The 14530-nt window shown below is 73.2% G+C and carries 8 protein-coding genes; 6 read left to right on the top strand and 2 right to left on the bottom strand.

Annotated elements, in window-relative coordinates; translation table 11 throughout:
* Position 1: 1 nt before the first annotated feature.
* Entirely contained in the window at positions 2-2209 is a 2208-nt protein-coding gene (locus NMK44_RS22570) for an MMPL family transporter (RefSeq protein ID WP_254745854.1), read from the bottom strand.
* Positions 2210-2460: 251 nt separating this feature from the next.
* On the opposite strand from NMK44_RS22570, the gene NMK44_RS22565 reads away from it, so the two are divergent.
* The 6 genes from NMK44_RS22565 (at position 2461) to NMK44_RS22540 (ending at position 11674) form a co-directional block, all read left to right on the top strand.
* Positions 2461-3738 carry a sensor histidine kinase gene (locus NMK44_RS22565; RefSeq protein ID WP_254745852.1) on the top strand — a complete coding sequence of 426 codons (1278 nt, stop codon included), beginning with the start codon at positions 2461-2463 and terminating at the stop codon, positions 3736-3738.
* 90 nt (positions 3739-3828) lie between these two features.
* Entirely contained in the window at positions 3829-4671 is an 843-nt protein-coding gene (aac(3), locus tag NMK44_RS22560; protein ID WP_254745903.1) for an aminoglycoside 3-N-acetyltransferase, read from the top strand.
* Between the two features lie 224 nt (positions 4672-4895).
* Positions 4896-5510 (top strand): hypothetical protein, encoded by a 615-nt coding sequence (locus tag NMK44_RS22555; RefSeq protein WP_254745850.1) that lies wholly within the window; start codon positions 4896-4898, stop codon positions 5508-5510.
* Positions 5511-5679: 169 nt separating this feature from the next.
* The gene (locus tag NMK44_RS22550) at positions 5680-6327 is read left to right on the top strand and encodes a LuxR C-terminal-related transcriptional regulator (protein ID WP_254745848.1); all 648 of its coding nucleotides are present in this window, start codon (positions 5680-5682) and stop codon (positions 6325-6327) included.
* Positions 6328-6494: 167 nt separating this feature from the next.
* Positions 6495-9635, top strand: a complete 3141-nt coding sequence (locus NMK44_RS22545; protein ID WP_254745846.1) for an alpha-N-acetylglucosaminidase — start codon at positions 6495-6497, stop codon at positions 9633-9635.
* 89 nt (positions 9636-9724) lie between these two features.
* Positions 9725-11674, top strand: coding sequence for a hypothetical protein (locus NMK44_RS22540; protein WP_254745844.1), 1950 nt, complete (start codon positions 9725-9727; stop codon positions 11672-11674).
* A 25-nt stretch (positions 11675-11699) separates the two neighbouring features.
* Here NMK44_RS22540 and pulA read toward each other — a convergent pair whose 3' ends face one another.
* Positions 11700-14333, bottom strand: coding sequence for a pullulanase-type alpha-1,6-glucosidase (pulA, locus tag NMK44_RS22535; protein ID WP_254745842.1), 2634 nt, complete (start codon positions 14331-14333; stop codon positions 11700-11702).
* Positions 14334-14530 lie beyond the last annotated feature (197 nt).

The following is a 14530-nucleotide window of genomic DNA, read 5'->3' as shown; positions in this document are numbered from 1 at the left end:
CTCAGCGGCCCGCCGGTACCCGGGAGCGCGGGGCCTCGGCCGTGCCGTCCCCCACCGGCTCCTCGCCGTGCCCGAACCGCGGCAGCCACCGCAGACCGCGCGGCAGGTACCAGGCGCGCTCCCCGAGCAGGGCCAGCACCGAGGGCAGCAGCACCATCCGTACCAGCGTGGCGTCCACCAGCACCGCCACCGCGAGACCGACCCCCATCTGCTGCATGTCCTGCATCTGGAGCAGGGCGAAGACCGCGAACACCGCGACCATGATGACGGCCGCCCCGGTGACCGAGCCCGCCGTGGTCCGGATGCCCTCGCGGATCGCGTCACGGGTGGCCAGCCCCCGGTCACGGGCCTCACGGATCCGCGAGACCACGAACACGTGGTAGTCCATCGACAGCCCGAAGAGGATGACGAGGACGAACAGCGGCATCCACGCCTCGATCGCGCCCGCCGGTTCCATGCCCAGCGCCCCGGCGCCCCAGCCGTGCTGGAAGACGGCGGTCATCGTGCCGTACGCGGCGCCCACCGACAGCAGGTTGAGCACGATCGAGGCGAGCGCGATCGGCACCGAACGGAAGCACACCAGCATCAGCAGGAAGGTCACACCCGCGATGAAGAGGAGGACGGGGGCGATATCGCTCTTGAGCTGGTCGTTGAAGTCGAGGTTCCCGGCCAGTTCACCGCCGACGTACGCCTCCTTCGAGACCGGTCCGAGGATCCGCGGCACCAGGTCCTCGCGCAGGGTGTCCAGGGCGCGTTCGGAGGCGGCGTTGTGTCCGTCGCCGGAGAGCGGCACCTCGATCCGGGCCACGCCCTCCTTCCGGTGCAGCTCCACCTCGACGGTCTTGCCGAACCGGCCCGAGCCTGTGATCTCCTTCTTCAGGTCGGCGACGGCCGCGCCGAACCGGTCCGAGCCGATGTCATCGGCGCGTACGACCACCTCGGCCGGGGCCGGGCCACCGGGGAAGGCACCGGTGATCTCCTTGAAGGCCACGGTCAGTTCGGCCTTTGAGCCGAACTGCTTCTCCATGCCGAGCTGTTCGGTCTTCATCCCCAGCGCGGGAGCGCACAGGACCAGCAGCAGACCGGTGGACACCACGGCGAACAGCTTCGGCTTGGCCAGCACCGGCCGCACCAGCGCCCCGGAGAGTCCGCCGCTGGTGTGCACACCCTTCTTCCGGCGGCGGTTCAGCAGCGGAACCCGGCCCGCCTCGATCCGGTCGCCCAGCCACGACATCATCGCGGGCAGTACGGTCACCGAGCCGAGCATCGCCATCAGCACCACCAGGATGGTGGCGACCGCGAACCCCTTGAAGAGCAGCAGTCCGGACAGGAACATGCCCGCCATCGCCAGCATGACCGTGATCCCGGAGACCAGCACCGCCCGGCCGCTGGTGGCCGCCGCGATCCGCAGCGCCGTGGCCGCGTCCCGCCCCGCGGCCCGCTCATCGCGCTCCCGGCGCAGATAGAACAGGCAGTAGTCGACGCCGACGGCCAGCCCCACCAGGAACATCACCGAGTTGGTGGACTCGGCCAGCGACACCTGATGGCTGACCAGCGCCAGCAGTCCGAAGGTGCCGATACAGGCCGTCACCCCGAGCAGCACCGGCAGCAGGGCCGCCACCAGCGCGCCGAAGACCACCAGCAGGATGCCGAGCGCCAGCGGTACCGCGGTCAGCTCCGCCTTCTTCAGGTCGTCGTCCAGCATCCCGCTGAGCATGTGCGCCGCGCTGCCGTCGCCGAACTCGTGGACGGTGATGCCGCGGTGGGCGGACCGGGTGTCCTCGACCGCGTCGAGCACCGGACCGACCCGGTCCCCGACGGTGTCCGGATCGCCCTTGAGATCAAAGCTGACCAGCCCCTCGCGTCCGCTCTGCGACCGCACCGGCGGCTGGATCCGCGCCGTCTCCCCGGTCTTCTCCAGGCGCGTGGTGAGATCGCGGGCGGCGGCGCGCCAGCCGTCCGGCCGCTCGCTGCGCAGCATCACCATCTCACCGGCCGGAGTCTGCAGCCCGGCGTCCTCGAGGATCTTCTGGGCCTGTGCGGAGTCGCCCGTACCGCCCTCGGAGTTCGTCATCACCGTGGAGCCGGACATCCCGCCGACGACCGCGACGACCACGACGAACAGCAGCCATCCGATGATGGCGGTCTTGCGGTGGCGGGTGCTCCACCCGCCCAGCCGCACGGCCAGGCCCTGCCTCGATGCGCTCATGGCGTCTCTCCCGTGGGGGTACGGACTGTGTTGGTCATGTACTCGACGCTAGGAATCCGCGCGCTTCCGCCCCAGCCGGGCAGCCCCCGGGTCCGGGAGCCGGAAGGCGACACCGGGGGGTGGGGCCAGCTACACCCCCGGGCGGGGCCAGACCCCCGTGACCGGGGAGGAACGCGGCCGCAGACTGGACGTGCCCGAGAATGAGGGCTGATCACCGGGCCACCGGGCACCGACCACCAGGGGGACGACGCATGAAGGTACGCAGCGGGTTCACGGCCTGCGCACAGGGTCTTGCGCTGCTGTTCATCACGGCGCTCTGCTCGATCCCGCTGTTCACGCTGATGGTGCTGTCCCTGTGCTTCATCCCGCTGGGTCTGGGGATGTTCACCACGCCCGTGATGGTGCGCCTGGTGCGCAGCTATGCCGGCTCCCGGCGACTGCTGGCCGCCCGCTGGGCCGGGGTCGAGATCCCGGTGCCCTACCGCCCGCTGCCCGCGGACCGCCGCCCGGGCCTGACCGGCCAGGTGGAGCTGCTGACCTTCCTGCTGAAGGATCCGGCGACCTGGCGGGATCTGCTGTGGCTGTTCTACGACATGATCGGCGGCCTGTTCCTCGCCACGCTGACCTTCGCTTTCGTCCCCTACGGGGTGGAGGCGTGGGTGATGGCCGCGGGTGTGTGGCGGCCGGTCGTGGACGCGGGCGGCACCTACTGGTACGCCTTCGTCCCGATCGACTCCCAGTCGACCGCGCTGCTCGCCGCGCTGCTCGGCGTGGTCTTCTTCGGTGCCGGTCTGGTGATCTCGCCCCTGCTGCTGCGCACCGGCTTCCTGGTGTCCCGGGCGTTCCTGGCCCCCACCCCGCAGATGGCGCTGGCCGCGCGGGTGCGGCGGCTGACCGAGACCCGTCATGACGCGGTGGACACCTCGGCCGCCGAACTGCGCCGTATCGAACGCGATCTGCACGACGGCGCGCAGGCCCGGCTGGTGGCCATGGGGATGAGCCTGGGCACCATCGAGGCACTGATCGAGAAGGACCCGGCCAAGGCCAAGGAGATGCTCGCCGCGGCCCGCAGCGACTCGGCGGAGGCGCTGTCCGAACTGCGTGACCTGGTCCGCGGTATCCATCCGCCGGTCCTGGCCGAACGCGGTCTCGGCGACGCGGTACGGGCGCTGGCGCTGCGGATGACGATCCCGGTCGAGGTGGACGTGGAGGTGCCGGGCCGGGCCGACGAACCGGTGGAGTCGGCCGCGTACTTCGCGGTCAGCGAGGCGCTGACCAACGCGGCCAAGCACTCCGGCGCCGCCCGGATGTGGGTCGATCTGCACCATGACGGCGCCACTCTGCGGATCGTGGTGACCGACGACGGCCGTGGCGGCGCCCGGATCGCGCCGGGCGGCGGGCTGGACGGGATCGAACGGCGGCTGGGCGCCTTCGACGGGATCCTCGCGGTCAGCAGTCCGCCCGGCGGGCCGACCATGGTGACTATGGAGATCCCCTGCGCGCTCACCGCGCCCCGGCCCACCGCCTGATCCGCCCGCCCGGAACGGCCTTGGCCCGGCCCGGCCCGGCCCGGCGGAAAAGGTGATGCCGTATCAGTGCCCCTTTGGTTGGGTGAGGACGTGGACGAGAAGGAACTCCTGGAGCGGTCCGGCGGCCCGGTGACCCGGACCCGGCTGGCCGCAGATCTGCGGACGCTGGGTCTGACCCAGGGCGACACGGTCATGTTCCACACCCGGCTGTCCGCCCTCGGCTATGTGGCGGGCGGCCCGCCCACCGTCATCGGCGCGCTGCTGGACGTCGTGGGCGCGGACGGCACCCTGATGGCGTCCTGCGGCTGGAACGACGCACCGCCGTACGACCTGGCCGAGTGGCCACCGGAGTGGCAGCGGGCCGTCCGCGCCGAACACCCCGCCTACGACCCGGCGCTGAGCGAGGCGGACCACCACAACGGCAGGCTGCCGGAGGCGCTGCGGCACTGGCCGGGAGCGGTCCGCAGCCGCCATCCCGACGCCGGATTCGTGGCGGTCGGGGCGGCGGCCGGTGAGCTGATGGCCGACCACCCGTGGGACGGTCCGCACGGCCCCGGCAGCCCGCTGGCGCGGCTGGCGGAGCGGGGCGGGCGGGTGCTGCTGCTCGGCGCCCCGCTGGACACGATCACCCTGCTGCACCACGCCGAGGCGCTGGCCGAGGCCCCCGGCAAGCGGTACGTCCGCTACGAGCAGCCGGTCCTGGTGGACGGGCGGCGGGAGTGGCGGAGCTTCCACGACATCGACACCGAGGACGGGGCGTTCGACTACTCCGCGGTGGTGCCCGGGGAGGAGCCGTTCACGGTCATCGCGCGGGACATGCTGGCCGCCGGGTTCGGGGTGCGGGGCACGGTGGGCGCCGCGGAGAGCCATCTGTTCGAGGCGCCGGAGGTGGTGCGCTTCGGCGTCGGCTGGATCGAGGAGAAGCTCGGCTAACGGCCCGGGACACGCTCCCGGTCCGCCGACCCGGGCCCGTGAAGGCGAGATCCGGCCACTCGCTACCATCATCCACGACGTCATGTCCCCCGGTACCGTCCCGCGCTGCCGCACATCCGTGTGCCCGCGCGCCCGGCAGGATCGCGAGGGAGACGTCATCGCCCGGTACCGATGCCGTCGAACGGCCGGCCGGGATCGCACACAACGGGGAGAGTGAGGACGACATGCGAACGTGGACGCGTGCCGTGCCGGCGACGCTGGGCGTCGTGGCACTGGCGGTGGCTCTGGTGGGCTGCAATGACTCGGGGTCCAAGAAGGGGAAGTCCGACGGCAAGAAGGACCATGCCGCGGCCCCCTCCGACGCCGGGAAGAAGAAGCAGACCTTCCGGCTCGGTGAGCCCAGCCCGGCCCAGAAGAGCGATATGAAGGAGTCCGACGGGGCCACCTTCACGGTCACGCCCACCAAGGTGGTGACCGGCACCAAGGCCGAAATGGACGCGTCCGGCCTGAAGAAGGACAAGAAGGACGGTCTGCAGATACCCGTCCATGTCTGGTCCACGCTCACCCACAAGAGCGGCAAGGCCATGGAACTCGACGACATGGACGACGACCTGGTCCTGCGGACCAACGTCCAGAACCGCACCCGCGCCCTCCTCGTGCTCATGGGCGAGGCGAAGTGGAACAACTGCCCCGAGCCCGACAGCTACAAGAAGCTCTCGGCCGGGCAGTCGGAGAAGATCTGCACCACCTTCCTCATCCCGGAGGGCCAGAAGGCCGCCGCGGTGGAGCTGACCCAGGGCTTCTACAACGAGCCGCTGGAATGGCCCGTGAAGGGCTGATCCCCGTACGCACCGGGCGGGCCGGACCTCCACGGGGGTACGGCCCGCCCGGTGCGTGGTGTCCGCCCGTGGCGCGGACCGGGGGCCCGCCCCCGTGAGCGGTACATTCGACGCGTCCGCCCCTGCCCCCGCCCCGACCCGGGGCCCGATGACCTCTTGGAGCCGTCACGTGCGCGTTGTGATCGCCGAGGATCTGTTCCTGCTCAGGGACGGACTGGTGCGGATGCTGGAGGCGTACGACTTCGAGATCGCGGCCGCCGTGGACAGCGGTCCGGGGCTCACCCGGGCCTTCGAGGAACTGAAGCCCGATGTCGCGGTGGTGGACGTACGGCTGCCGCCGTCCTTCACCGACGAGGGGCTGCAGTGCGCGCTGGCCGCGCGACGGGCCCGCCCCGGCCTTCCGGTGCTGGTCCTCTCCCAGCACGTGGAGCAGTTGTACGCGCGTGAGCTGCTGGCCGACGGCAGCGGCGGGATCGGCTATCTGCTCAAGGACCGGGTGTTCGACGCCGACCAGTTCATCGACGCGGTGCGGCGGGTGGCCGGGGGCGGTACCGCGATGGATCCGCAGGTGATCTCGCAACTGCTGGACCGGCGTGCCCAGGACCGGCCGATCGGCCGCCTCACCCCGCGGGAGCGCGAGGTGATGGAGCTGATGGCACAGGGCCGGTCCAACGCGGCGATCGCGGCCCAGCTCGTGGTCACCGAGCGGGCGGTGGCCAAACACACCTCGAACATCTTCGGCAAGCTGGGACTGCCGCCCTCCGACGACGACAACCGCCGGGTGCTGGCCGTCCTGGCCTACCTCGACCGGGGCTGACCGGGGCCGACCGGGGCCCGGCGGGAAGAGCCGCGGGCCGGGCCGGAACCGGACGCGAGCGCTGAAGCGGGCCTTTCGCGCCCCGAACACCCCATTGCTCCCACCCCACAACACTGGTTAAGTGCCGTTCGCAGAGGGACCCTTGGCCGTTGTCCGTTGGGGGGCGCATGAGCGACCTGAGCAGACGCACGCTGATCGGAACCGCCGGAGCACTCGGAGCCGGAGCCGCGCTGGGGAGCACCGTCCCCGCCGCCGCGGAGAGCCGGACCGGGGCACAGGACAGTCCACAGGACCCCGCCGTGACCGCATTCGACACCGCGCCCGCGCATGACGCGCTGCGGCGGCTGCTCCCGGACCACGCCGGGCAGTTCCGGCTGACGGCACTGTCGCCCGGCGGCGGCAGGGAACGGTTCGAGGTCACCGGCTCCACGGGACGGCTGACCGTGGCCGGAACCAGTCCGGCGGTGCTGCTCACCGGCGTCCACTGGTATCTGAAGTACGTCTGCCACGCGCAGCTCACCTGGTCCGGCGATCAGCTCGGACTGCCGCGGAAGCTGCCCGCGCCGGACCGCCCGGTCGCCCGCTCCACCACGCTGCCGCACCGCTTCGCGTTCAACGACACCCATGACGGCTACACGGCCCCCTTCGCGGACTGGGACCGCTGGGAGCATCTGATCGACATCGCGGCCCTGCACGGCTGCAACGAACTGCTGGTCACCCCGGGCCAGGAGGCCGTCTACCACCGGCTGCTGAAGGACTTCGGCTACTCCGACGCCGAGGCCCGCGGCTGGCTCCCGGCCCCCTCCCACCAGCCCTGGTGGCTGCTCCAGAACATGAGCGGGTACGGCGGGCCGGTCTCCCCCGAACTGCTGGCCAAGCGGGCCGCGCTGGGGCGCCGGATCACCGGCCGGCTGCGCGAACTGGGCATGCGTCCCGTCCTCCCCGGCTACTTCGGCACCGTGCCCGACGGCTTCGCCGACCGCAATCCGGGCGCGCGTACCGTGCCGCAGGGCGACTGGGCCGGACTCAAGCGCCCCGACTGGCTCGATCCGCGCACCGAGTCCTTCCGGAAGGTGGCCGCCGCGTTCTACCGCCACCAGCACGAGCTCTTCGGCCCGGTCGACCTGTTCAAGATGGATCTGCTGCACGAGGGCGGCGACCCGGGCGACGTCCCGGTGCCCGACGCCGCCCGCGCGGTGGAGAAGGCGCTGCAGACCTCCCGGCCCGGTGCCACCTGGGTGATCCTCGGCTGGCAGGAGAACCCCCGGCGCGATCTGCTGGACGCGGTGGACCACGACCGGATGCTGGTGGTGGACGGTCTGTCGGACCTGGACACGGTGACCGACCGGGAGAAGGACTGGGGCCGGGTGCCGTACGCGTTCGGCACCATCCCCAACTTCGGCGGCCGCACCACCATCGGCGCCAAGACCCATATGTGGGCGGAGCGGTTCACGACGTGGCGTGACAAGCCCGGGGGCACCCTGGTCGGCACGGCCTACATGGCCGAGGCGGCGGAACGGGACCCGGCGGCCTTCGAGCTCTTCAGCGAACTGGCCTGGCGGGACGAGCCGGTGGACCGCACCGCCTGGTTCCGGGACTACGCGGACGTCCGGCTCGGCGGACGCGACGAACGGGGCCGGGAGGCGTACGCCGCACTGCGCGACACCGCGTACGAGATCAGCAGCAAGGACGGCCGTCCGCACGACTCCGTCTTCGCCGCCCGGCCCAGCCTCACCGCCCGCTCCGGCACCAACTACGCCACCCACACCCCGGCGTTCGACCCGGCGGGCTTCGACCCGGCGCTGGCGGCCCTGCTGGCGGTGGCGCCCGCGCTGCGCGACAGCGACGCCTACCGCCACGATCTGACCGATATCGCCCGGCAGGCGCTGGCCAACCGGTCCTGGCAGCTCATCCCCCAGCTCCAGGAGGCGTACCGGCGCAAGGACCTGCCCACCTTCCGGGCGCTGTCCCGGCTGTGGCTGAAACTGATGCGGCTGAGCGATGATATGACCGGTGCGCACCGCCGGTTCCTCCTCGGCCCGTGGCTGGAGGACGCCAAGCGGATGGCCACCGGCGAGGCCGAGTCCGCCCGGCTCGAACACGCCGCCCGGACGCTGATCACCACCTGGGCGGACCGGGTCACCGCCGACGGCGGCAAACTGGCCAACTACGCCAACCGCGACTGGAACGGCCTGATCGCCGACTTCCACCTCCCTCAGTGGCGCTCCTACCTCGACGAACTGGAGGACGCCCTCGCCGAGGGCCGCGCCCCGCGCACCTTCGACTGGTACGCCGTCGAGGAGCCCTGGACCCGGGAGCGCACCAGCTATCCGGTACGGCCCACGACCGACGCCCACCGCACCGCCCAGCGGGTGTACGACACCCTGGCCGGGGCCCCGTACCAGGGCACGCTGACCGTGACCACCGAACCGGCCGCCCTGCCGCCCGGTTCCACCGCGACCATCACCGCCGCGCTGCGCAACGTCAACGGGCTGCGGGCCACCGGCCAGGTGGACTTCGGGCTCACCGTGACCGGTCTTGAGCCCGAGCCGCAGGGCCCCACCTCGCTGGACTCGGTACGGGCGGGCGGCACCGGGCAGGTCCACTGGCGCGCCACCGCCCCCGAAGGACCGCCCGCGGATCCGCTGACGGCCCTGCCCTACGAACTGGGCGTGGTCTACGGGCCGCGCGGGGAGAAGCGGGTGCGGGCGGTACGCACCGGCTCCCTGTGGATCGCCGGTCCGCTGGCCGACGGCTGGCGGACGGTCACCACCAACGGCGCGGTCTTCGGGCAGCTCGGGCAGCGGTTCGCGATCGACGGCGGGGGCGCGGATCTGTGGAAGGGCACCGCCGAGTTCGGCGCGGTCTACCGCGCGGGCGCCCTGACCGCGGGGAGGTCGGTGACGGTGCGGGTCGACGCCCAGGCGGTCACCGGCCCGTGGGCGCGCGCCGGGATCGTGGTCCGCAACGCACTGGCCACGGCGGGCTCACCCGGCTTCGTCAATCTGTCCGTCACCCCGGCCAACGGCGTGGTGCTGTCGTACGACTCCGGCGGTGACGGCACGCTGGACAGCTACCAGCGGATCACCGGTGTGAAGGCGCCCGTACTGCTGCGGCTGACCCGCACCGCCGCCACCGCGTACACCGGTGAGCTGTCCACCGACGACGGCGCGACCTGGCGGAAGGTGGCGACGGTGACCGCGCCGGGCGCGGCGGCGGCGCAGGACGCCGGGATGTTCATGAGCGCGGCGGGCGGCGGCAGCGGCGACCGCGGCACCGTGGAGTTCAGCGGCTGGAAGGTCGCGTAGGCCCGGTCCGGTCGGCCGGCCCCGCGGCGGGATGACCGCCGCGGGGCCGGTGAGGTGACCAACCCGCCCCGCCACTCGTTCTGTGAGACGTGGAACAGCACCAGGCGACAGCCACCCTCGACGACGACACCACCGGCCCGATCGACGTCGAGCAGGCCGAGGCCGCCATCGTCGAGCACTACCCGCGGCTGGTGCGGCTGGGATATCTGATCCTGCCGCCCGGTATGGGACGCACCCGGCGGGTGCTGGCCGCGCATGCGCTGGCGCAGCGCGCGCTGCCCCGCAACCGCTCCGGCAGCGCCGGGCAGGATCCGCGTCCCGATGTCGAACTGCCGTGGCAGCGCGGGACGAAGGGCGCGGCGGCCGACGCGGGCTACGCCTATGTACGGCTGCGGGTGCTGCGCACCGCGCTGCGGGCCGCCGGGCCGCGCCGCTGGTGGCGGATTCCGCCGCCGCTGCCGCAGGTGTTCGGGCTGCGGCTGTTCCCGCGTTCCGGCGGCGCCGATGAACTCGCCCTGGACCAGGCGCTGTCCGAACTCTCCGGCCCCGGCCGCGCCGCGTACGTGCTGCGCGAGCTGGAGCGGCTGGAGGACCGCGAGGTGCGCAAACTGCTCCAGACCGCCGGGGTCGACGACGCGCGGAGCGCGCTCGCCGAGGCGGACGCCGTACCGGAGCCCGCGGGCAGCCGGGACGGATCACCGCTGGAGTCGGCCGAGTTCGACGCATGTTCGCTCCAGGCGCGGCCGACCGATCTGATGCGCCGCCGTCAGCATCTACGGGCGCTGCTGGTGGCCGTGGTGGCGCTGGTGGTGTGCGGCACCCTGCTGGGGATGCCGGGCGACGGCTGGGGGCCGGGCGGCGCCGCGGCCCCCTCGTACGCCCGTAACCCCGCCGCCGAACGGGCCCTGGATCCGGACCGGCTGACCCGTGCGACGCCGGACGCGTGGCGCACCGCGAGCCGGGTGGACTTCTCGGTGTGGCCCGCGCGCGGTGAGCGCACGGACGACACCGCGCTGCTGCGCCGCGCGCTGGCGGTCTGGGCGCGGCCCGGCCGTTCGGTGCGGGTCTCGACCACGGCGGGTACGCAGTCCGGGCCGCCGTCCGGGCCGCCGCAGCTCCTCTTCGCGGGCGAGGTGGACCAGGCGGCGGTGGTGCTGCTCTACGACGGGCTGCGGATCGCGCGGTACGCGGAGGCGGACGGCGCCGACGGCGGTGCGGTGGCGCTGGACCTGGCCCGGCTGGACGCCGCGGACGCGGCCGACTCCACGGCGCTGGTGCTGACCCGTACGGACGGCAATGTGCGCTATCTGACGGCCCCGTGGGTGCGCCGGGCCGCGGTCCGGGACCTGCTGCACCCGGCGCAGCCGGCGCGTCCGGTGCACCGCGCCCCGGACGGGGTGACCGATCCGGTGCGGACGATGCCGCAGCTTCGGCCGTGCCGTGGCTGGCCCGCGCTGCAACTGGGTTCGCGGCTGGTGGTCGACCTCGGTGAGCTCTCCCCGGCACGGCTGACCTACGGCCCGCCGGGAGCGCGGACACCGCGTGATGTGGCGGGGCGCGCGGCGCGGATGAGCTGGGCGCGGACCGCCTGCCGGCTGCCGGTGATGCAGGCCCGGGGCGTGCGCCGGGTGAACACCTGGCGGTTCGCGGCCCAGTCGCTGCCCGAGGCGGGCGGCCGGGCGGCGTGGCTGTGCACCCGGGCGGAGACCTGGCGGGGCCGGGGCAGCCGGGTGCTGGCCCAGTTCCAGCCTTGGGGCGTGCGGCGGGGCGCCGAGGGCGCCGTGGCGGCGAGCGCCGACGACTCCCCGGCGTGCGGTCCGCGCGAGCCGCGGGTGCTGGCCGGGGTGCTGTGGAAGTCGCAGTCCGGGCGGTGGTACCTGCTGGCGGCGGGCAGCCGTCAGGTGACCTCGATCGCGGCGAGCGGCGGGGTCCGGGGCCGGGCCTGGGGCCGGGAGCTGACCCTGCCCGCCACGGCCGGGGCGCACGCCGACCTCAAGGCCCGGCTGGCCGACGGGGACCGGCTCGACTCCCTGCGCTGAGCCGGTCCCCGTCGCGCCCGGCGGGCTACCGCCGGAAGACCGCGACCGTGCGGCCCGGGACGCCGAAGGTGCCCGATGACCGCTCGTAGGAGGAGGTCCGCACCGTCGGGTCCGCGCCGTGCGCCTGCACCGGGTGCAGTGCGTACGGTGTGCCCGCGAGGTCGGCCACGGTCTGGGTGCGCCGCTCCGGGGTGGCGTTGAGGACCACCACCAGATCACCGAGCCGCATGGTGATGACGCCCGGGGTCTCACCGGTCCCGGACAGCGGGAAGGACAGCGCCCGCCGCACCCCTGCGGCCGTGGCCTGGCTGAACGCCTTCTCCGTGGTGCGGATCCGCAGCAGGTCGCGGTAGGCGGCGGAGGCGGAGGTGATCTCGGCGCAGCCGGGGCGGGCCGCCTCGTCGGTCAGCAGGGGCTTGGCGTAGGGCCACTTCGCCTCGTTGTCGGCGGCCGGGGGCAGTCCGCGGCCGAAGCCGTTGCCGTCCCGGCACCGCCAGTGCAGGGCGTTGAACCAGTCGCCGCTGTCGAAGGAGTTGCGGTCCAGGGACTTGGAGCGCAGCCGGTCGGTACCGGCCTGGCTGAGCGCCGGGCCCTGGGAGAGGGTGGCGGTGGCCATCGCGAGCACCTGTGCACGAGCCCGGTCGGCGGCCGGGGTGCGGGCGGGCAGCTTGTAGGTGAGCGCGTCGTAGAGGGTTTCGTTGTCGTGGGCGTCGGCGTAGGCGAGGGCGTCGCCGGGGGCGGCCGCGTACCCCGCCGGGGCGCCGTTGTAGTCGACCTCGGAGCCCTTGACCCGGCGGCCGGTGGTGTCGGTGAAGGTGAAGTCGGCGAGGTTGCCGGAGAGTCCGACCTTGATCAGGTCCTGGGCGTGCAGCAGCCGGGCCCGCTGCTCCTCGCGGGTGCCGTTGGCCGGTGAGGAGTTGGGGTCGGTGTACAGACCGGAGGCGAACCCCTGGACCCGCGGATCCTCGTCGAACGGCCCGCCGCCGCGGATCGCGTCCCGGGCCCGGTCGCTGAAGGTGGCGATGCCGGTGCCCGCCATGTTCCGCTGGGTGGCCTGGACGAACCGGGCGTCGTCCGCCACCTCGCCGAAGTTCCAGCCCTCGCCGTAGAGCAGGATCGCCTTGCCGTCCACACCGTCCTTCGCGGGGGTGAGGGCGTCCAGCGCCCTGCGGACGGCGAGGATGTTGGCCTTGGGGTGGTGGCCCATGAGGTCGAAGCGGAAGCCGTCGACCTTGTACTGCCGGGCCCAGGTGACCACCGAGTCGACCACCAGCTTGCCCATCATGGCGTGCTCCGGCGCGGTGTTGGCGCAGCAGGTGGAGGTGGCCACGGTGCCGTCGTCCAGCAGCCGGTGGTAGTAGCCGGGCACGATCCGGTCCAGTACGGACCGGGGGTCCTGTCCGGAGGCCACGGTGTGGTTGTAGACGACGTCCATCACGGTGCGCAGCCCGGTGCGGTTCAGGCCCGCCACCATCCGCCGGAACTCACGGGTGCGGACCGGGCCGTCGGGGTCACTGGCGTAGGAGCCCTCGGGCACGGTGTAGTGCAGCGGGTCATAGCCCCAGTTGAAGCCGTCCTTCGCGGCGGTCTCGCCGACACAGGACTGCTGCCGCTCGGAGTCCGCGGGCAGGGAGTCCAGTGCGCAGCCGGGCTCGGCCTGGGCGGAGCGGCGCTCGGGGACGGTGCCGAAGTCGAACGCGGGGAGGAGGTGGACATAGGAGGTACCGGCGCGGGCGAGCCGCCGGAGCTGCCGCATCCCGTCCGAGCGGCGGTCGGTGAAGGCGAGGTACTGACCGCGGTGGGCGCTGGTGCGGTCCGCTATGGAGAAGTCGCGGATGTGCAGTTCCTCGATCCGGGCGTCGCGCGCGGGCACCGCGGCCGGCTTCTCCAGCGAGGACCAGCCGGCCGGGGCCAGCCCGGGATCGGCCAGATCGGTGACGAGGCTGTGGGTGGAGTCGGCGGTCAGGGCGGTGGCGTAGGGGTCGGTCACCTCATTGGTGACCACTTCCTGGACGGTGGGTGCCCAGACCTGGACCCGGTAGCGGTAGGGCTTGTTCCGCCAGTCGGCACCGCCGGTGACCCGCCAGACTCCACTGGCCGCGTCCCGTCGCATCGGGACGGTGCGCCCGTCGAGTTCGAGCGCCACGCTCTCGGCGGTGGGCGCCCAGACCGAGAGCGTGGGGCGGCCGTCGTGGAAGACCGGGCCGAGGTGCGCGCGGCGGGCGGCGGACGCGTACAGGTCGTCCAGCACCCCGGGGATCTGCACATCGGTGCGGCGCAGGACCCGGTGGTCGCCGGTGGCCGCCCGTTGGACGGCGGTGACATGGCCGCGCAGCGCGGTGGCGGCCCTGCCGCGGTCCCGGGGGTCGACGGAGAAGGCGGGGAAGGCCGCGAGATGGGGATGGGCGGCCTTCTGGGCGGCGGTCAGCGTGGTCGGGGAGAGCCGGAGCGCCCCGCCGCGCGAGGAGCGCAGTTCCTCGACGGTGGTCTCACCCGCCTCGGCCTTCCAGACCACGGTGGCGCGGTCGATCCACTGGGCGTCGGCGGTGGGGGGCTTGTCGGACGCGGCGGCGGGCTGCCGCTGTGCCGTGGGGGCGGCCGCCGTGCACAGCGCCAGGGCGGCGAGGGCGGCGACGGTCCGGCGGAGGGTGCGGTTCACGGGGTGGGGACTCCTTCGTGGTCCGGGGCGCGGACGATTCCTTCTTGCAAGACCTTTCGCAAGCGATTGCGGCGGTGTTACGTTCAGGCACGTCTCCGGTCCGGCCGGCCGGGGGCCCGTGCGCGGGCCCCACGCGCCCGGCCGGTCGGGCCGGTCATCTCCCCCAGGCCGTGTCGTTTGGATCTAGGTGTCCCCCG

Source organism: Streptomyces cucumeris, assembly GCF_024295805.1.
Lineage (GTDB): Bacteria > Actinomycetota > Actinomycetes > Streptomycetales > Streptomycetaceae > Streptomyces > Streptomyces cucumeris.
The sequence above is the reverse complement of the archived record's forward strand: the minus strand, read 5'-3'. Positions and strand labels throughout refer to the sequence as shown.